Origin of the sequence: Arenimonas sp. MALMAid1274 (assembly GCF_049195245.1) — a bacterium.
Classification (GTDB): domain Bacteria; phylum Pseudomonadota; class Gammaproteobacteria; order Xanthomonadales; family Xanthomonadaceae; genus Arenimonas.
In genome coordinates this window covers 1,219,729-1,237,408 of sequence record NZ_JBMIRR010000027.1, presented here as the reverse complement: position 1 = coordinate 1,237,408, position 17,680 = coordinate 1,219,729, and the positions used below count along the sequence as shown (strand labels likewise).

The window sequence follows — 17,680 nt, the reverse complement described above, 5'->3', positions numbered from 1 at the left end:
TCGCGTCCCGGCCGAAGGAAGCGCTCAGTCGCCGCCCCCGCCCCCGCCCCCGCCCCCGTCACCGCCGCCATCGCTGGCATCGTGCCCGTGGTCGGCGTGCTTGCCGCGACCGCCGCCGGTGTCCCCGCCGCCGATTACCCAGAGCGGCGAGATGTCGTCGCCGCGGCCGTCCTGCTTGCGGGCCGCACGCGGGCGCCGCGCGCGAACCACGAGCGCCAGCACCGTGCCCAGCGCCAGCAGTAGTCCCAGTCCCAAGATGGCTTCGCCCATGCGCGCAGCCTGCGACGAGTGTGTGACCGGAAGATGTCAGCGCCGGGGCCGGCGCAGGATGTCGAGCACGGCCTGCGGGTGCTGCACGCTCAGCAGCCAGACCCGGCCGTCGCGGTGGGGAAGCACGATCACCCGGGTCGGGTCGGTGATCAGGCAGAAGGCCTTGCGCCGGTCGCGCAACCGGAAATGGCCCGCGCGCAGGCCGGGCAGGGCATAGCCGTTGGTCTTGAGCAGCGGCCGGAATTCCTTCTGCTCGCGAAGGTTGGTGACCCGGGCCTGGTCCAGGTCGAACTGTTCCAGCGGCGCCTCGCGTGTGTACCAGGTGGCCCTCACCTTCAGCCGCTGTCCGTCGAACCAGGCCTCGCGGCGCCAGATCGGCAGCACCACGGCCAGCGACACCAGCGCCACCCCGGCCTGGATCACCAGCAGCGCCATCGGATCCAACCGTCCCTCCTGTACCTGCAGCACCATCGCCACCGCTACGCCCAGCGGGATCAGCGCGCCGAAGCCGAGCGCGAACAGGATCGGCATCTTTCCCAGCGGGGTGAGTTCGAAGCGACGGTCCATCGTGGGTTCCGGGCGGGGTCAGCCGGGCTCGGCATCGTCGGCGCCTTCCGGCGTGCGCAGGCGACCGGCCTTGCGCAGCGCGTCGCGCAGCACGTATTCGATCTGAGCGTTGAGCGAGCGCAGCTCGTCGTCCGACCAGCGCTGGACCGCGTCCAGGACTTCGGCGTTGATGCGCAGCGGATAGGCTTTTTTCTCGGCCATCGCTCAGCTTCGGCCGGCCCGGAGCAGCGGCACCAGCCCCAGGGTCGACACCGCCACCACCGTGCCCACCGCATAGGGGACCAGGGCTACGACGCGCTCGGCGGGCAGCGCGATCAGCAGGACGCCCATCAGCAGGATCAGGCCGTCGATCAGGATCAGGTAGATGCCCAGGGCCGCGCGCGCCCGCGCCGGGTCCCGCGCCGTGCTCATCGACGCGGGCCGCCACTTGCCCATCAGCAAGGCCACGCCCAGGGCCAGGCCCGGCAGGGCGCTCAGGATCGCGATCATTCCACCGAGCAGCATTTCGTCCATGGCCATCTCAGTAGATGGAGCCGGCGTTCACCACCGGCTGGGTACCGCGCTCGCCGCACAGCACCACCAGCAGGTTGCTCACCATCACCGCGCGGCGCTCGGGGTCCAGGTCCACCACCTTGCGGGCCGACAGCTGCTCCAGCGCCATTTCCACCATGCTGACCGCACCTTCGACGATGCGGGTGCGGGCGGCGATGATCGCGCCGGCCTGCTGGCGCTGCAGCATGGCCTGGGCGATCTCCGGCGCGTAGGCCAGGTGGCTGATGCGGGCCTCGGCCACGTTCACGCCGGCCTGGGCCAGGCGCTCCTGGATTTCTTCGGTGAGGTGCTTGGCGATTTCGGCGGCGTGGCTGCGCAGCGAGATCTTGCCGTCCTCGTGCTGGTCGTAGGGATAGCTGGTGGCCATCGCGCGCAGCGCGGCTTCGGACTGGATGTGCACGAAGCTTTCGTAGTCGTCCACGTTGTAGACGGCCTCGGCCGAATCCACCACCTGCCAGACCACCACCGCGCCGATTTCGATCGGGCTGCCGTCGAGGTCGTTGACCTTGAGCTTGCCCGACTCGAAGTTGCGCACGCGCAGTGAAATCTTCTTTGCAGAGTAGAAGGGGTTGTTCCAGCGCAGGCCCTGATCCTTGCAGGTGCCCTTGTACTCGCCGAACAGGCTAAGGACGGCGGCCTGGTTGGGCTCGACCATGTAGAAGCCGCACATGCCGAACAGTGCGACCACGCCCAGGATCAGGGCGCCCACGATGAAGGCGGCGTCGTGCTCCCGGATGCCGTAGATGAACAGGGCCAGCGCGCCGCCCAGCGCCAGCAGCAGGGCCAGCACGGTCGGAATGCCGGGGACGGAGCGGAGCGACTGTTCTTTCATGGCGGATCTCCCTTGAGGTGATCCGACGATATCATAAAGATATCATCTTGCAAGATGCCGGAAGCCGGGCCGACCTCCGGCCTGGCCCGCGGCTCAGCGCTCGACCCGGAACCGGACCAGGGGCGAGGGCAGCTGTTCGCTGGCGATGGTCAGGCTGAGGCCATCCAGCGAGAAGGCCACGGCCTCGGCCTGGGGCATCCAAGGCAGATCCAGGTGCGGCAGCGGGCGCGCCAGCGCCTCGGCCCAGTCGCCACCGCCGTCGCGGGTGATGAAATGGATCGAGCGGTAGTTCAGCACGGCCAGCACGCGGCCATTGGGGCTCAGGTCGACCCCGGTGACCTGGGCGCGATAGCGGCCATAGGTGGGGCTGCGCTGCAGGTCGCTGCCGTCGGGCTGTTCGATGCCCTGCAGGGTGCCCACCAGCTCGGCGGTCTGGCGCTGCGGGCTGCGGGCCAGGGGAATGCGGAACAACTCGGCGGGCACGCGCTTTTTCGAGATCAGCAGCACTTCGCCGCGGGCCACGTCCACGGCCACCGCCTCGCAGTCACGCGGGCCGTCGGGCCAGTCGAACTCCAGCGTCCAGGCCACCGGCGCCGGCGAGGCCAGGTCGCTGGGCTCCTCGATCACTTGCAGGGCCAGGTCGCGGCGGATGCCGCCGTTGTCGCCGGTGTCGGCGATCAGCAGGTAATGGCGGCCGTCGAGTTCGAACGAGGCCAGATCTTCCCAGTCCACGTTGCGGACGCCCTGGATGTCCACGCTGGCCTGGTGCTGGCCGCGGGCATCCATCAGGTGCAACTGCGCGCTGTTGCCGCCGTCGTTGATGGCCCAGAACAAGCCCGGGTGGCTGCGCGAAGGCGCCAGCCCGCTGATCTCGTCCATCGCCTTGTGCGTGACCAGCCCCGCGACTTCGGGGGCGGACCAGCGGGCGGCGAAAACCGGCCCGGACAGCAGGAGCAGGGCGAACAGGAGTCGATGCATGCGGGGTTCTGTCTTGGAAGAGCGAGGATGCCAGAAACACGCCCCGGGCAGAACCGGATCCGGCCCGAGGCCGCCGGCGCGGCCGGGCCAAACGCTACAATCCACGGTTTCCCGCACGGAACCTACCCATGACTTCGCCCGGACCCGTCACCCTCGGCACGCCCCTCTCGCCGCACGCGCGCCGCGTGCTGATGCTGGGCTCGGGCGAACTGGGCAAGGAAGTGGTGATCGAACTGCAGCGGCTGGGCGTGGAGGTGATCGCCGCCGACCGCTACGACCATGCGCCGGCGATGCAGGTGGCGCACCGTTGCCACACGCTGAACATGCTCGATCCGGCCGCCCTGCGCGACCTGATCGCGCATGAAAAACCCGACCTGGTGGTTCCGGAGATCGAGGCCATCCACACCCCGACCCTGGTGGAGCTGGAAGGCGAGGGCGGCGTGCGGGTGATCCCCACCGCGCGCGCCGCGCGCCTCACCATGGACCGCGAGGGCATCCGCCGGCTCGCGGCCGAGACCCTGGGCCTGCCCACCTCGCCCTACCGCTTCGTGGACACGCGCGAGGAATACCACGCCGCCGTCGCCGCGATCGGCCTGCCCTGCGTGGTCAAGCCGGTGATGTCGTCCTCGGGCAAGGGCCAGAGCACCGTGCGCACCGCGGCCGACGTGGATGCGGCCTGGGACTACGCGCAGACCGGCGGCCGCGCCGGCCAAGGCCGCTGCATCGTCGAAGGCTTCATCCGATTCGACTACGAGATCACGCTGCTCACCGTACGCCACCGCGATGGCACCTCGTTCTGCGATCCGGTTGGCCACCTGCAGGTGGACGGCGATTACCGCGAAAGCTGGATGCCGCAGCCGATGTCCGCACTTGCGCTGCAGCGTTCGCGCGAGATCGCTGCGGCCATCACCGACAACCTGGGCGGCTGGGGCCTGTTCGGCGTGGAGCTGTTCGTGCAGGGCGACGAAGTCTGGTTCAGCGAGGTATCGCCGCGCCCGCACGACACCGGCCTGGTTACGCTGGTGTCGCAGGAGCTGAGTGAATTCGCGCTGCATGCGCGCGCCATCCTTGGGCTGCCCATCCCCAACATCGCCACGCTCGGCCCGTCCGCGTCCTGCGCGGTGCTGGCCACCGGCCACGGCGTTCCGGAGTTCTCGAACGTGGACGCGGCCCTGGTTGAACCCGACACCGCGCTGCGCCTGTTCGGCAAGCCGCGCGTCGAGGGCCACCGGCGGGTCGCGGTGACCTTGGCCCGCGGCGAGGACATCGAGGCCGCGCGCGCCAAGGCGCGTCGCGCAGCGGCCGCCCTGACGGTGACGCTGCGGCCGGAGTGAGTCGATCGGCGGACGCGGTCCGGTCCGATACCGCCACCGCAACTGCTGGGTCGGCTCAGCGCGCGTCCGGGGCCAGGTCCACCCAGACCAGACGATGGTCGGTCGCCGTCAGCCAACCGGCACCGGTTTCGCCCGCCTGCGGCCAGAACACGCCGCTGGCCTGCACCGGTAGGCCGACCGAGGGCAGCACGTAGTCCACGCGGTAGTTGCCGTTGCGCGGGCCGAAGGACGCGGTGTCGTGCGCGGCGGCGGTGCGATGCGTGCGGTTGGCGGGCTCGGCCTGCGCCGCGGCCACGGCACCTTCGCTGCGCGGCGTGGCAAAGCGCAGCACGCGCGGATGTTCCAGCAGCTGGTGGATGCTGCCGGGCAGGCTGCCGCCGTCGGCCGGGTCGGCGTTGTAGTCGCCGGCGATCACGAAGCGTTCGCCTTCGGCCAGCCCGCCGCAGCGGCCGGCGTCGTCGCAGAGCCAGGGTTTTTCGCCCGGGCTGAGGTATTCCGCCCACAGCCGGATCTCGTCGTGGTTGCGCGCGGCATTGCGCCGCTCCGGGCCGTCGAACACGGGCGGGGTGGGGTGGGCGACCAGGAAATGGATGCGGCCCTGCGGCGTGTCGATCGGCAGGTCCCAGTGCGACTTCGAACTCAGGCGCAGTTGCGACCACACGGCCTCCGGGTAGAAGGCCTGGCCGGTATCGGGCCGCACCGGCTTGAGGGCGCCGGGCATCGCGCTCCAGCGCAGCAGGCGGAAGCTGCGCACCGCGGCCTCGTCAATCGGATGCATGGACAGCACCAGCATGCCGTACTGGCCCGGATGCAGGCCGTAACCCCAGGCATCGTTGCCGTGGTAGCGGCCTTCGCCACCGATGCGGCCGTCCTGGTCCAGGTCCAGTCCGCTGGGCACGCCGGTGTTCACCTCGGCCGTGTAGGCGTAGGGGTAGTGGATCGGATCCTGCCCGTCCTGGCCCACGCCCAGGTAGAGCTTCAGGAACAGCGTCTTCGCCCGGCCCGCGTCGTCGTAGTCGAATTCGTTGATCAGCACCACGTCGGGCCGCAGGTGCTGAACCGTGGCCGCGATCCGGCGCGCATCCTCGTCGCCGTCGGCCAGCCGTGCCACCAGGCCGCCGTGCTCTTCGTCGTACAGCGAGGCGTTGAACGTGGCAAAGCGCAGCGGACGCGCCGCGGCATCGGTATCGGCAGGCGTCGGTGTGCTCATCGGGGTGCGGGATCCGGCGCAGGCGGCCAGCAGGGCCAGGCACAGCCCGCCGGCGAGGAAAAACCAGGGTCTCTTCATGCGCCGATTGTGCCGGGAATCGGGCCGCGCGGCATCCGCCGTGGCGGCGGCATCAGGGCATGGGTCGCCAGTGCGCGCCGTCGAGGAATTCCATCGGGCGGTACGCACGCTTGTAGGCCATCTTGGGGTGGCCCTCGAGCCAGAAGCCCAGGTACAGGTGGCTGCGGCCCTCCTCGCGCGCGCGCTGCAGCTGGCGCAGGATCGCGTAGGTGCCCAGGCTGCGCGCCGCCAGTTCCGGCGCGTAGAAGGTGTACACCGCCGACAGGGCGTCGGGCACGACATCGGTGACCGCCACGGCCACCAGCTCGCCGGCCAGGCGGAACTCCATGAACTCGGTCGGGCTCCAGTGGCAGGACAGGAAGGCGTCGAAGTTTTCGGGCGCCGGATCGTCCATGCCGCCGCCGGCATGCCGGGTGTCGAGGTAGCGGCGATACAGCGCGAAATTCTCGGCGGTGCGCCGCGCCGGCGCATGCCGCACCTCGAGGTCGGCGTTGCGGGCCAGGCAGCGCTTCTGGTTGCGGTTGGGCTCGAACGTGGCGGCCGGCACCCGCACCGAGATGCAGGCGCGGCAGCCCGAACAGTAGGGCCGGTACACGTGGCCGCCGGAGCGGCGGAAGCCCATCGCCAGCGCGCGGGCGAACAGCGTCGACAGATAAGGATCGGTGGGGTCGATGATCAGGTCGCGCGACAGCCGGTCCGGCCAGTAGCCGCAGGCGTGTTCGACGGTCTGGAACAGTCGGATGGCGGGCTGGTTTCCCATGCGCGCAGTCTATTACGGCGCCGACGGAGGCAACAGCAGGCGCAGGTCGTGCAGGAAGCCGCGCCAGGCCGATTCGCGCGCGGCGGGATCGCGCTGGCGCAGGATCCAGGACGGATGCACGGTGGCCAGCACCCGCGTGCCGTCGGGCAGTGCGTGCCAGCGGCCGCGTTCCTGCATCAGCCGGAAGCCCGGTCCCAGCACCGCGCGCGCAGCGGTGGCGCCCAGGCACAGCACGATGTCCGGTCGCAGGCTGGCCAGCTCCAGCATCAGCCAGCGCTGGCAGGCCTGCACGTGCAGGGCATCGGGGTTGCGGTGCAGGCGGGCCTTGCCGCGCTGATCGAAGCGGAAATGTTTGACCGCATTGGTGAGGTAGAACGTGGACCGGTCCAAGCCCAGTTCGGCCAGGGCCTGGTCCAGCAGTTTTCCCGAAGGGCCGACGAAGGGGCGGCCGCGCAGGTCCTCCTCGTCGCCGGGCTGTTCGCCGACCACCATCACCCTGGCATCGTCCGGGCCCTCGCCGAACACGGTCTGCGTGGCGGGCTGCCACAGTGGGCAGGCACGGCAATCGCTGGCCGCGCGACGCGCCGCGGCCAGGCCCTCCGACGGCGCGGGCAGCGGCGTGGCGACGCGCTCGGGAATGCGGCGGCGAGCGGGCTGGGCCTCGCGCTCGGCCATGTCGCGCACGCGCGCGCCGGCGCCCTGGATCAGCCGCGGCAGCTCGGCCGCCTCGGGCAGGTTCTTCCAGTATTTCTGCGGCATTTCCTGCCGCATCATGGTCGGGTTGAGGCGGGCGGGATTGAAGATGTTGGCGTAGTAGATGCGCCAGGCGTCTTCCTGCGCGTCCTCCGCCGGCACGTCGCCGGGCGCGCCGCCGGGCCCGAAGGCCAGCGCGGCGCCGTCCCAGCGCACGCTGCGGTAGGGCGTGCTGATCGCCCAGTGCATGCCCGCGAAACGGCGCGCGAAGAAGGGCGCCACGCGGTCCAGGATGTAGTGCGCGGGTTCGAACCAGGCCACGAAGGTGTTGTCGTGACCCGGGACCGCACGGAAGCGCACGAAGGCCTTCATCTTGTGGCTGTCGCGGCCCACGGCCTTCTCCAGCACCTGCGCGCGCCGAACGTCCGGATCGGTGGCGCGTTCGAGCAGGCCGCGCTCGCCCTCGGCGATGCGCCAGAGCAGGCGGTAGAGCAGGGCGTGGCGCTGCGGGTCGCGATGGCAGAGCACCGCGTCGGCCAGCGACAGGAAATCGGAAGGCACCCGCGGCGTGGCGCGCAGCGGCGGCAGCGAATCCAGTGACGGTCCCGGCATCAGCGTGGCCTGGGCATCGCCGCTCCAGTCGATGTCCGGCGGCGCCACCCCGGCGCGAAGGGCGGCGCGCGCCAGCGGACGCCAGGCGGCGCCGTCCCAGGGCGGGTCTACCTTGGCCGAATACACGCCGGCAGGATCACTCGAACAGGCCGCGCTGGCGCGGCGGCGGCGCCAGCAGCGTGCGCAGCCGCAGCGGATCGTCCAGGCTGGCCTTGGGGTGGTGGTCCAGCAGCGACACGAAGGGCAGCACCTTCTTCATCGGCACCCGCAGCCGGGCCAGATCGGCCACCCGCAGCGCGCCGTGCCGGCGCGAACTGATCACGCGCTCGACATTGCGCGTGCCCATGCCCGGCACCCGCAGCAGCATCTCGCGCGGCGCGGTGTTCATGTCCACCGGGAAGCGGGCCGGGTTCCGCAGCGCCCAGGCCAGCTTCGGGTCCACGTCCAGGTCCAGCATGCCGTCGCCGCTGGCCGGCGCGATCTCGTCCACGCCAAAGCCATAGAAACGCAGCAGCCAGTCGGCCTGGTAGAGACGGTGCTCGCGCTGCAGCGGCGGTGCCAGCAGCGGCAGTTTCTTCGAGGCGTCGGGGATCGGGCTGAAGGCGGAGAAGTACACGCGCCGCAGCCGATAGTTGCCGTACAGGTTTTCGGTCGTGGTCAGGATGGCGCGGTCGTCGGCCTGGTCCGCGCCGACGATCATCTGCGTGCTCTGGCCGGCAGGTGCGAAGCGCGGCGGCTTGGCGCGGAATTTCGGCGCGGCCTTGCGCGCCTCCTTGCCTTCCTCGATGCGCCAGCGCAGGTCGCCCATCGCCGCGCGGATGCCCGGCAGCTTCTTCTCCGGCGCCAGCTGCGCCAGGCCGGCTTCGGTCGGCAGTTCGACATTGATGCTGAGCCGGTCGGCGTAGCGGCCGGCCGCCGCCAGCAGCTCGGGCGTGGCGTCGGGAATGGTCTTGAGGTGGATGTAGCCGGCGAACTTGTGGTCCTCGCGCAGGCAGCGCGCCACTTCCACCAGTTGCTCCATCGTGTAGTCGCTGTCGCGGATGATGCCGCTGGACAGGAACAGGCCCTCGATGTAGTTGCGCTTGTAGAAGTCCAGCGTCAGGTCCACCACTTCCTGCGGCGTGAAGCGTGCGCGCCGCACGTTGCTCGACACCCGGTTGACGCAGTACGCGCAGTCGAAGGTGCAGAAGTTGGTGAGCAGGATCTTCAGCAGCGAAACGCAGCGGCCGTCGGGCGTGTACGAATGGCAGATGCCCATGCCTTCGGTGCTGCCGATGCCGCCCGTGCCCAGCGAGTTCCGACGGTCGGCGCCGCTGGAGGCGCAGGACGCGTCGTACTTGGCGGCGTCGGCCAGGATCGCGAGTTTTTCAAGCGTCTGCATCTTGCAAGGGTGGCATGCGGCCGTCGCAGGGTTCGAGACCGCATGGTCGCCGATCGCGCGTGTCCGCAGGTGAAGGCGGGGTCAGCGAACGCGCCACGCACGCATCCGACGCGCGTGGCGTTCAGCCCGGTGCCAACGGCCGGCAGGCCGCGTTCAGCGCAGCGCGTTCACCTGGCCCAGGCGACGGCCCAGGCGCGTGACGGTTTCGGTGGCGATCGTGTCCAGCGTCACCGCATCGCGCGGGAACAGCAGGATCACGGTGGAGCCGTAGTTGAAGCGCGCCATCTCCGCGAACCGCGCCAGCGTGATGTTGCGGCCGCGCCAGTCGCGGCGCACGGGCTTGTGCGCGTAGGGCGGGATTTCCTCGCCGTTCCAGACCGACTCCACGCCCGACACCAGCAGCGCGCCGACCATCACCGAGCACATCGGCCCGAAGTCGGTGTCGAAGTGGCACACCAGGCGCTCGTTGCGCGCGAACAGGCGCGGAATGGCCTGCACGCCCCAGGGCGCCACCGTGAACAGGCGGCCGGGCACGTGCAGCGTTTCCACCAGGGTGCCGGTCCAGGGCATGTGCACGCGGTGGTAGTCGCGCGGCGAGAGGTAGATGTTGGCGAACCAGCCGTCGGCATAGGGCGCGGCCATCGCCTCGTCGCCCAGCAGTTCGGCCGCGGTGAAGGCCTGGCCCTTGGCCTGGAAGATGCGGCCTGCTTCGATGCGACCCACCTGGCTGACCTTGCCATCGGCCGGCATCACCAGCGTGGCCGGGTCCGGATCCGCGGTGCGCATGCCCGGCGCCAGTTCGCGGGTGAAGAAGGCATTGAAGTGCGGGTAGTTGCGCGGCTCCGGGTCCGCGGCCTCGGCCATGTCCACCCTGAACTGGCGGATGACCAGGCCGATCAGCCAGTCCTTGAACCAGCGCGTGCGGATGCGCGCCATCCGGTAGGCCAGCGAGGTGAGCAGCCGGTGCGGCAGCAGGTACTGCAGGGCGACCTTCGGGCTCATGGCGCGTCCCGGGCCAGCAGGGCCAGGTCGGCCGCGATGTCGGCAGGCACCAGCGGCGCACGGATCAGGCCCGCCTGGCGGCCCTGCGGGTCGATCACCACCAGGCCGGTGGAGTGGTCCATGGTGTAGTCGCCGTCGATGCCGGCCACCTTCATGTAGACCAGGCCCAGGCTGCTGGCGAAATCCTGCAGCGCCGGTTCCGGCACCGTGGCGGCCAGGGTGGCGGGGTGGAAGTAGGCGGCGTACTCACCGGTCTTCTGCGGCGTGTCGCGCTCGGGGTCGACCGACACGAACAGTACCCGCGGCTGCCGGTCGGCCGGCAGGTCCTGCCAGGCTTTCTGCGCCTGGGCCAGGTCCGACAGGGTGGTCGGGCAGACATCGGGGCAATGGGTGAAGCCCAGGAAGACCACGGTCCAGTGGCCGCGCAGCTCGTCATTGGTCAGCGGGGTGCCGTCGGACTGCTGCAGGGCGAAGGCGGGCAGCACACGGTGCTGCGGGTAGAGGCGCACCGCCTTGAGCTGCGCGCGGTCCACCGCCGCGGCCGGCGGCGCCGCCGTGGCCTCGACCACCGGCGCGGTGCCCTGTCGGGGCGCAAAGGCGACCTGGGCCGCCCACAGCCCCAGGCCCGCCGCCAGGGCGGCCACGAGGATCAGCAGGGTGTTGCGATTGAACACGGTCGCTCCGGGGCGGGGCAGGGGGCGTCAATTATAGCCGGGGCGCGGCTATACTCCGGCCATTGCAAGGAATTTCAACAAGATGTCGATCGAACTTGTAACCATCGTTGACTTCATCCGCTACGGCGCCAGCCGTTTCGGCGCCGCCGGCCTGAGCTTCGGCCATGGCCACGACAACGCGCTGGACGAGGCCACGCAGCTGGTGCTGCATGCGCTGCACCTGCCGCCGGACCTCGGCCCGGCCTACGGCACCGCGAAGCTGGTGGCCGAGGAGCGCGCCGCGGTGCTGGCCCTGTTCGAGCGGCGCATCCAGGAACGCATTCCGGCCTGCTATCTCACCGGCGAGGCCTGGTTCGCCGGCCTGAGCTTCAAGACCGACGCGCGCGCCCTGGTGCCGCGTTCGCCGATTGCCGAGCTGATCGAAGCCGGCTTCGAGCCCTGGCTGGGGGGCCGCGAGGTGCAGCGCGTGCTCGACATGTGCACCGGCTCGGGCTGCATCGCCATCGCCACCGCGCACTACAACCCGCAGTGGCAGGTGGACGGCGCCGACCTGAGCGAGGACGCGCTGGCCCTGGCCCGCGAGAACGTCGAGCGGCTCGAGACGCGCAACGTGCGCCTGGTGCATTCGGACCTGTTCCGCAACCTCGATGGCGAGGTGTACGACCTGATCGTCACCAACCCGCCCTATGTAACCCATGCCGAAACCGACGCGCTGCCGCCCGAGTACGCGCACGAGCCCGAGTTGGGCCTGCGCGCCGGCGACGATGGCCTGGACCTGGCGCTGGAGATCCTGCGCGATGCGCCGCGGCACCTGTCCGAGAACGGCCTGCTGATCTGCGAGGTGGGCGAGAGCGAACACGCCCTGGTGGCCCTGCTGCCGGAGCTGCCGCTGGCCTGGGTCGAATTCAGGGTGGGGCAGATGGGCATCTTCGTCGCCGAGCGCGGGGACCTGGTGGCGCACCACGCGCGCATCAAGGCCCTGGCCGATGCCCGCCGCGCCTGAGCCCCCCGCATGAGCGACAACAGCTTCGGCCGGCTGCTGCGCGTCACCACCTTCGGCGAAAGCCATGGACCGGCCATCGGCTGCGTCATCGACGGCTGCCCGCCCGGCATCGCGATCACGGCCGACGACTTCCGCACCGACCTGGACCGCCGCGCCACCGGCAAGAGCCGCCACACCTCGCAGCGCCACGAGGCCGACGAGGTCGAGATCCTCAGCGGTGTGTACGAGGGCCTAACCACCGGCACGCCGATCGGCCTGCTGGTGCGCAACACCGACGCGCGCAGCAAGGACTATTCGAAGATCGCCGCGCAGTTCCGTCCCGGCCACGCCGACTACACCTATTGGCAGAAGTACGGCCTGCGCGATCCGCGCGGCGGCGGCCGCAGCTCGGCGCGCGAGACCACGATGCGGGTGGCGGCCGCGGTGATCGCCAAGAAGTGGCTGCTTGAGCGCCACGGCATCACGGTGCAGGCCTGCGTGTCGCAGATCGCCGACCTGCGCCCTCGCGCCTTCGACTGGGCCGCGGTCGAGGGCAATGATTTCTTCTGGCCCGACGGGGGCCAGGCGCCCGAGCTCGAGGCGTTCATGGATGCGCTGCGCAAGTCCGGCGACTCGGTGGGCGCGCGCGTGGATGCCATCGCGCGCAACGTGCCCCCGGGCTGGGGCGAGCCGGTGTACGGCAAGCTCGATGCCGACATCGCCGCGGCCATGATGTCCATCAATGCGGTCAAGGGCGTCGAGATCGGCGCCGGCTTCGGCAGCATCGTTCAGAAGGGCAGCGAGCACCGCGACCTGATGTCGCCGGCCGGGTTCGCCAGCAACCATGCGGGCGGCATCCTTGGCGGCATAAGCAGCGGCCAGGACATCACGTGCTCGGTGGCGTTCAAGCCCACGTCCAGCCTGCGCCTGCCCGGTGCCACCGTGGACGTCGAGGGCGCACCGGCCGAGGTGATCACCACCGGCCGCCACGACCCCTGCGTGGGCCTGCGGGCCCCGCCGATCTGCGAAGCCATGCTGGCCCTGGTGCTGATGGACCACGCCCTGCGCCACCGCGCCCAGTGCGGCGACGTCGGCCCGGTCACGCCCCGTCTGCCGGGTGCCTCGCCATGAACAAGAGCGATTTTTGCCGCGGATTTACGCGGATGGACGCGGACAAGAGCCGAATCGTGCTGGCCCGAAAACGATCGCCTCGGGGCAGCTAGGTCCCCGCGCACGCGCGCCTGACCCCCAAGCCCCCGAGGCCCACCCCCTGTTCGCCCTATCCGCTCTTATCCGCGTAAATCCGCGGCCAAAAAACAAAATTCTTGGAATACCTAAAACCCCATGAGCAAGACCTACAACGTAGCCATCGTCGGCGCCACCGGTGCGGTGGGCGAGGCGATGCTGTCCGTGCTGGCCGAGCGCCAGTTTCCGATCGGCAAGCTGCACCTGCTGGCCAGCGCGCGCTCGGCCGGCGAGAAGATCGACTACGGCGCCCGCAAGATCGTGGTCGAGGACCTGGCCGGCTTCGATCCCGCCGGGGTGGACATCGCGCTGTTCTCCGCCGGCGGCGGCATTTCGAAGGAATACGCGCCGAAGTTCGCCGCGGCCGGCGCGGTGGTGATCGACAACAGCTCGGCCTTCCGTTACGACGACGAGGTGCCGCTGGTGGTGTCGGAGGTCAATCCGCAGGACCTGGCGAACCGGCCGCGCGGCATCGTTGCCAATCCCAACTGCTCCACCATGCAGATGCTGGTGGCGCTGGCGCCGATCCACCGTGCCGTGGGCATCGAGCGCATCAACGTGGCCACCTACCAGTCGGTCTCCGGCGCGGGCCGCAGCGGCATGGAGGAGCTCGGCCGGCAGTCGGCGGCGATGCTGGGATTCCAGACCTACGAGCCGGCGAAGTTCCCGGTGCAGATCGCCTTCAACCTGATCCCGCACATCGACGAATTCCTGGACAACGGCTACACCAAGGAAGAGATGAAGATGGTGTGGGAGACCCGCAAGATCCTTGGCGACGACCGCATCCAGGTCAATCCGACCGCGGTGCGCGTGCCGGTGTTCTACGGTCACTCCGAGGCGGTGCACCTGGAGACGCGACAGAAGCTGTCGGCCGCCGATGCGCGCGTCCTGCTCGAGGCCGCGCCGGGCGTGGTGGTGGTGGACGACCGCGCACCGGGCGGCTATCCGACGCCGGTGACCCACGCGGCCGGCACCGACCCGGTCTATGTCGGCCGGATCCGCGAGGACGTTTCGCATCCGCGCGGCCTGGACCTGTGGATCGTGTCGGACAACATCCGCAAGGGCGCCGCCCTGAACGCGGTGCAGTTGGCGGAACTCGTGGTCAAAGAGCGTTCCTGACCGGTATATTCGGGACGTTTACCGACGGGGCCGCTGCAGGGGAGTGGTCGCGCCAGCCTTCATCGGGGAGAGTGAAAGCGTGAAGAACAGGCATCTGCAGCTACCGTTCGCCCTGGCACTGGCCCTGGGCGCGTCCAGCGCCCATGCGCTGGGGCTGGGCCAGATCGAAGTGAAGTCGGGGCTCAACGAGCCCCTGGTCGCCGAGATTCCCATCCTCTCGGCCGGCCCCGGCGAGCTCGACGAGCTAGAGGTGCGCCTGGCGTCGCCCGAGGCTTTCGCCCGCGTGGGGCTGGAGCGCCCGGTCGGCCTGACCGCCAACCTGCAGATGAGCGTCGGTCGCAACGCGGCCGGCCAGCCGGTGGTGCGTGTGACCACGCCCGGCCGCTTCAGCGAGCCTTTCCTCACCTTCCTGCTCGAGGCCAACTGGGGTCGGGGCAGCGTGGTGCGCGAATACAGCGCGCTGGTGGATCCGCCCTACATCGCACCCGCCGTGATCCGTCCGCTGGAAGCGCCGGCCGTGGCCACGCAGCCCACCGCGCCGCCGCCTCCCCCGGTGTACGCGCCCGAGGCCGAGGCTGAAACCGCGGCCGTGCCGGAGCCAGAGCCGGAGCTGATCGTCACCGACACCCTGCTCGATCCCGAGCCGCTGCCCGAGCCGGCGCCGCTGCCCGAGCCGGAACCGGAGGCGGTGGTGGCCGAGCCGTTGCCGCCCGAGCCGGTCGCTGCCGCCCCCGAGCCCGCGCCCGAGCCGGTGATGCCCGAGCCCGAGCCGGTCGTTCCAGAGCCCGCACCGGAACCGGCGCCGCAGCCCGAACCCATTGCCGCCGAGCCCGAGCCGCTGCCCGTGCCCGAGCCGGTGGCCCCGCCGCCGCCGATTCCGGCGCCGGCGCCGGAACCCGTTGCAAGCCCGGACAGCTATGGCCCCGTCACCGAAGGCCAGACCCTGTGGAGCCTGGCGCAGTCGGTGCGGCCCGACGCCTCGGTCACCGTGAACCAGATGATGCTGGCGCTGCAGCGGGCCAACCCCGAAGCCTTCATCGACGACAACATCAACCAGCTCAAGCGCGGCGCCGTGCTTCGCATCCCGGCGCGCGACGAGGTCGCCACCCTGGGCGAGGCCGAGGCCGCCGCCCTGGTGCGCGAACAGGCCAACGCCTGGCAGTCGCGTCGCCAGCCGGTGCCGCAGCCCGCCGAGACCGTGGCCGCCGAACCGGCGCCTGCGCCCGAGGTCGCTCCTGCGCGTCCGGCCACGCGGCCGGCGGCAACGCCGCGCGCCGATGGTCGCCTGGAAATCGTGCCGCCCTCGGGCGACGAGCAGTCCGCGCGGGCGGTGCAGTCGGGTGCCAGCGGTACCGGCACCGGCGCCGAACTGCGCGCCGAGCTCACCCAGGCCCGCGAGGACTTGGCCGCCCGCGAGGCCGAAGTGTCCGAACTGCGCTCGCAGCTGACCGAACTCGAGCAGCAGCAGGCCGATTCGCAGCGCCTGATCCAGATGCAGGACAGCCAGATGAAGGCGCTGCAGGAGCGCCTGGGCCAGGTCCAGGCCGCGCCCGAACCGGCAGCCCCGGCGCCTGCGCCGGCCGAGCCGGCCGCCGCCGGCGCCACCCCGGTCGCGGTCGAGCCTGCCGCCGCCGCGCCCTGGTACCTCAATCCCTTCGTGCTTGGTGGCGCAGGCCTGCTGGTCCTGTTCGGCCTGGTGCTGGCGCTGCGCGGTCGCCGGACCGCCAGCCCGGTGCCGGTGGTGGGCCGCCGGATTTCCGATGACGACGCGCTCAAGGCCAGCCTCGAAAGCAACCGGCCGACGGCCCTGGACAGCGCCGATTCGGACGCCGGTGACGACGCCGAAGCCGATGCCCCCGCACTCACCGCCGAGGAAGCCGCGCTGGCCCAGCTCAAGCAGAACGTGGCCGAGCGTCCGGACGACCTCGAGGCGCACATCAGCCTGCTGCGCCACCACTACAAGCACGGCCACAAGGCGCAGTACGAGGTCGCCGCGCAGGCGATGCGCATCAAGGTCCGAAGCACGCTCGATCCGCGCTGGCGCGAGGCCGTGGTGATGGGCGTGACCCTGTCGCCAGCCAATCCGTTGTTCAGCCAGGCCGGGTGGAATGCGCCCAAGTTCGGCGACACCGGGGTCCTGCCCGCCACCGCCGGCGTGCCCGCGCCGGAAGCGGCCGCGACGCCCGCGCCTGCCGCCGATCTGGACGACTTGTCCGGGCTGGAGCTGCAGGGATCTCCCGATCCGGTGGATCCGGAGGAAGATTGGGACCGCTTCTCCGTTGTCGCGGCGACCGATGCGGATTCAGAGGCGGCCGACATGGCGCCCGCAACCGAGGCCGCGCCCGACACCGGCAGTGACGACGATGGCAGCAGCACCAAGATCGAGCTGGCCAAGGCCTACCTCGACATCGGCGACATCGATGGTGCCAAGGGCATGCTGGAGGAAGTGATGGCCGAGGCCGGGCCCGCGGGCCGCGCGGAGGCCGAGCGGCTGCTGCGCGAAATCGGCTAACCTCGCGCTCCCGCCCCTTTCCACAGGCAGGGCCGGGGCGACCCGGCCCTTCTCGTCACCGGCATGCGCTACGCACTCGGCATCGAATACGACGGCAGCGGCTTCCAGGGATGGCAGCGGCTGTCGCATGGCGCCTCGGTGCAGGCCGCGGTGGAGTCGGCGCTGTCGTTCGTGGCCAACCATCCACTGGACGTGGTCTGCGCCGGACGCACCGACAGCGGCGTGCACGCCCGTTGCCAGGTGGTGCACCTGGACACGGAATCGGGCCGCACGCCGTACGCCCTGCAGCAGGGCGGCAACAGCCGCCTGCCGGGCGGTATCGCCATCCTGTGGTGCCAGCCGGTGCCCCAGGATTTCCATGCCCGCTATTCCGCCCGCGCGCGCCGCTATCGCTACACCGTGCTCAACCGGCCCATGCGAGCAGCCTTCCAGCGCGACTACCTTACCTGGGAGCGGCTGCCGCTGGACGCGGCGGCGATGCATCGCGCCGCCCAGGGCCTGGTCGGCGAGCACGACTTCAGCGCCTTCCGCACCGTGCACTGCCAGGCCCCGCATCCGAACCGCCACGTGCATTCGATCAGCGTGCAGCGCGAGGACGACCGCGTCGTGATCGAGGTGCAGGCCAATGCCTTCCTGCACCACATGGTGCGCAACTTCGTCGGCAGCCTGCTGCCGGTCGGTCGCGGCGAGCAGCCGGAGGACTGGCCCGCGCGCCTGCTGGCCGGGCGCGACCGCACTCTGGCCGGACCGACCGCGCCTTCCAACGGCCTGGTCTTCCTGGGCCCGCGCTATCCCTCGCAGTGGCAGCTGCCGGCCGAGGTCACGCTGGATGATCTGCCGGAGCATCACGGCCCCAGCACGGCTGCCCGGTAGAATGCG

The 17,680-nt window shown here is 70.7% G+C and carries 18 protein-coding genes; 6 read left to right on the top strand and 12 right to left on the bottom strand.

Annotated features, from left to right (window positions below):
* Positions 1 to 24: 24 nt before the first annotated feature.
* The 6 genes from ACOQFR_RS14325 to ACOQFR_RS14300 form a co-directional block, all read right to left on the bottom strand.
* A complete protein-coding gene (locus ACOQFR_RS14325) occupies positions 25 to 270 on the bottom strand; it encodes a hypothetical protein (RefSeq protein ID WP_421383045.1) in 246 nt (81 codons plus the stop codon).
* 36 nt (positions 271 to 306) lie between these two features.
* Positions 307 to 837: a hypothetical protein gene (locus ACOQFR_RS14320; RefSeq protein WP_421383043.1), complete on the bottom strand. Its 531-nt coding sequence runs from the start codon at positions 835 to 837 to the stop codon at positions 307 to 309.
* Positions 838 to 855: 18 nt separating this feature from the next.
* Positions 856 to 1,038 (bottom strand): Arc family DNA-binding protein, encoded by a 183-nt coding sequence (locus ACOQFR_RS14315; RefSeq protein ID WP_421383041.1) that lies wholly within the window; start codon positions 1,036 to 1,038, stop codon positions 856 to 858.
* A 3-nt stretch (positions 1,039 to 1,041) separates the two neighbouring features.
* Positions 1,042 to 1,350, bottom strand: coding sequence for a hypothetical protein (locus tag ACOQFR_RS14310; RefSeq protein ID WP_421383039.1), 309 nt, complete (start codon positions 1,348 to 1,350; stop codon positions 1,042 to 1,044).
* A gap of 7 nt (positions 1,351 to 1,357) precedes the next feature.
* A complete protein-coding gene (locus tag ACOQFR_RS14305; protein ID WP_421383037.1) occupies positions 1,358 to 2,221 on the bottom strand; it encodes an SPFH domain-containing protein in 864 nt (287 codons plus the stop codon).
* A gap of 93 nt (positions 2,222 to 2,314) precedes the next feature.
* Positions 2,315 to 3,199, bottom strand: coding sequence for a hypothetical protein (locus tag ACOQFR_RS14300; protein WP_421383035.1), 885 nt, complete (start codon positions 3,197 to 3,199; stop codon positions 2,315 to 2,317).
* A 128-nt stretch (positions 3,200 to 3,327) separates the two neighbouring features.
* Between ACOQFR_RS14300 and purT the strand changes: the two genes are divergently transcribed.
* On the top strand, positions 3,328 to 4,533 hold the full coding sequence (gene purT / locus ACOQFR_RS14295) for a formate-dependent phosphoribosylglycinamide formyltransferase (RefSeq protein WP_421383033.1): 1,206 nt from the start codon (positions 3,328 to 3,330) through the stop codon (positions 4,531 to 4,533).
* A 55-nt stretch (positions 4,534 to 4,588) separates the two neighbouring features.
* Here purT and ACOQFR_RS14290 read toward each other — a convergent pair whose 3' ends face one another.
* The 6 genes from ACOQFR_RS14290 to ACOQFR_RS14265 form a co-directional block, all read right to left on the bottom strand.
* Entirely contained in the window at positions 4,589 to 5,821 is a 1,233-nt protein-coding gene (locus ACOQFR_RS14290) for an endonuclease/exonuclease/phosphatase family protein (protein ID WP_421383031.1), read from the bottom strand.
* Positions 5,822 to 5,873: 52 nt separating this feature from the next.
* Positions 5,874 to 6,581 (bottom strand): arginyltransferase, encoded by a 708-nt coding sequence (locus ACOQFR_RS14285; protein ID WP_421383029.1) that lies wholly within the window; start codon positions 6,579 to 6,581, stop codon positions 5,874 to 5,876.
* Positions 6,582 to 6,593: 12 nt separating this feature from the next.
* Complete coding sequence (locus ACOQFR_RS14280; RefSeq protein WP_421383027.1) at positions 6,594 to 8,012, bottom strand: UdgX family uracil-DNA binding protein; 1,419 nt, start codon at positions 8,010 to 8,012, stop codon at positions 6,594 to 6,596.
* A gap of 10 nt (positions 8,013 to 8,022) precedes the next feature.
* Entirely contained in the window at positions 8,023 to 9,267 is a 1,245-nt protein-coding gene (locus ACOQFR_RS14275; protein ID WP_421383025.1) for a putative DNA modification/repair radical SAM protein, read from the bottom strand.
* Between the two features lie 153 nt (positions 9,268 to 9,420).
* Positions 9,421 to 10,269 (bottom strand): archaetidylserine decarboxylase, encoded by an 849-nt coding sequence (gene asd / locus ACOQFR_RS14270; RefSeq protein WP_421383023.1) that lies wholly within the window; start codon positions 10,267 to 10,269, stop codon positions 9,421 to 9,423.
* Positions 10,266 to 10,943 carry an SCO family protein gene (locus tag ACOQFR_RS14265; RefSeq protein ID WP_421383021.1) on the bottom strand — a complete coding sequence of 226 codons (678 nt, stop codon included), beginning with the start codon at positions 10,941 to 10,943 and terminating at the stop codon, positions 10,266 to 10,268. Before ACOQFR_RS14265 ends, asd begins: the two co-directional genes overlap by 4 nt.
* Positions 10,944 to 11,025: 82 nt before the next feature.
* On the opposite strand from ACOQFR_RS14265, the gene prmB reads away from it, so the two are divergent.
* The 5 genes from prmB (at position 11,026) to truA (ending at position 17,674) form a co-directional block, all read left to right on the top strand.
* Positions 11,026 to 11,946, top strand: a complete 921-nt coding sequence (gene prmB / locus ACOQFR_RS14260; RefSeq protein WP_421383019.1) for a 50S ribosomal protein L3 N(5)-glutamine methyltransferase — start codon at positions 11,026 to 11,028, stop codon at positions 11,944 to 11,946.
* Positions 11,947 to 11,955: 9 nt separating this feature from the next.
* Entirely contained in the window at positions 11,956 to 13,056 is a 1,101-nt protein-coding gene (aroC, locus tag ACOQFR_RS14255) for a chorismate synthase (RefSeq protein ID WP_421383017.1), read from the top strand.
* 213 nt (positions 13,057 to 13,269) lie between these two features.
* Positions 13,270 to 14,289, top strand: coding sequence for an aspartate-semialdehyde dehydrogenase (locus tag ACOQFR_RS14250; RefSeq protein WP_421383015.1), 1,020 nt, complete (start codon positions 13,270 to 13,272; stop codon positions 14,287 to 14,289).
* A 79-nt stretch (positions 14,290 to 14,368) separates the two neighbouring features.
* Positions 14,369 to 16,801 carry a FimV/HubP family polar landmark protein gene (locus ACOQFR_RS14245; RefSeq protein ID WP_421383012.1) on the top strand — a complete coding sequence of 811 codons (2,433 nt, stop codon included), beginning with the start codon at positions 14,369 to 14,371 and terminating at the stop codon, positions 16,799 to 16,801.
* A gap of 63 nt (positions 16,802 to 16,864) precedes the next feature.
* Positions 16,865 to 17,674, top strand: coding sequence for a tRNA pseudouridine(38-40) synthase TruA (gene truA, locus ACOQFR_RS14240; protein ID WP_421383010.1), 810 nt, complete (start codon positions 16,865 to 16,867; stop codon positions 17,672 to 17,674).
* Positions 17,675 to 17,680 lie beyond the last annotated feature (6 nt).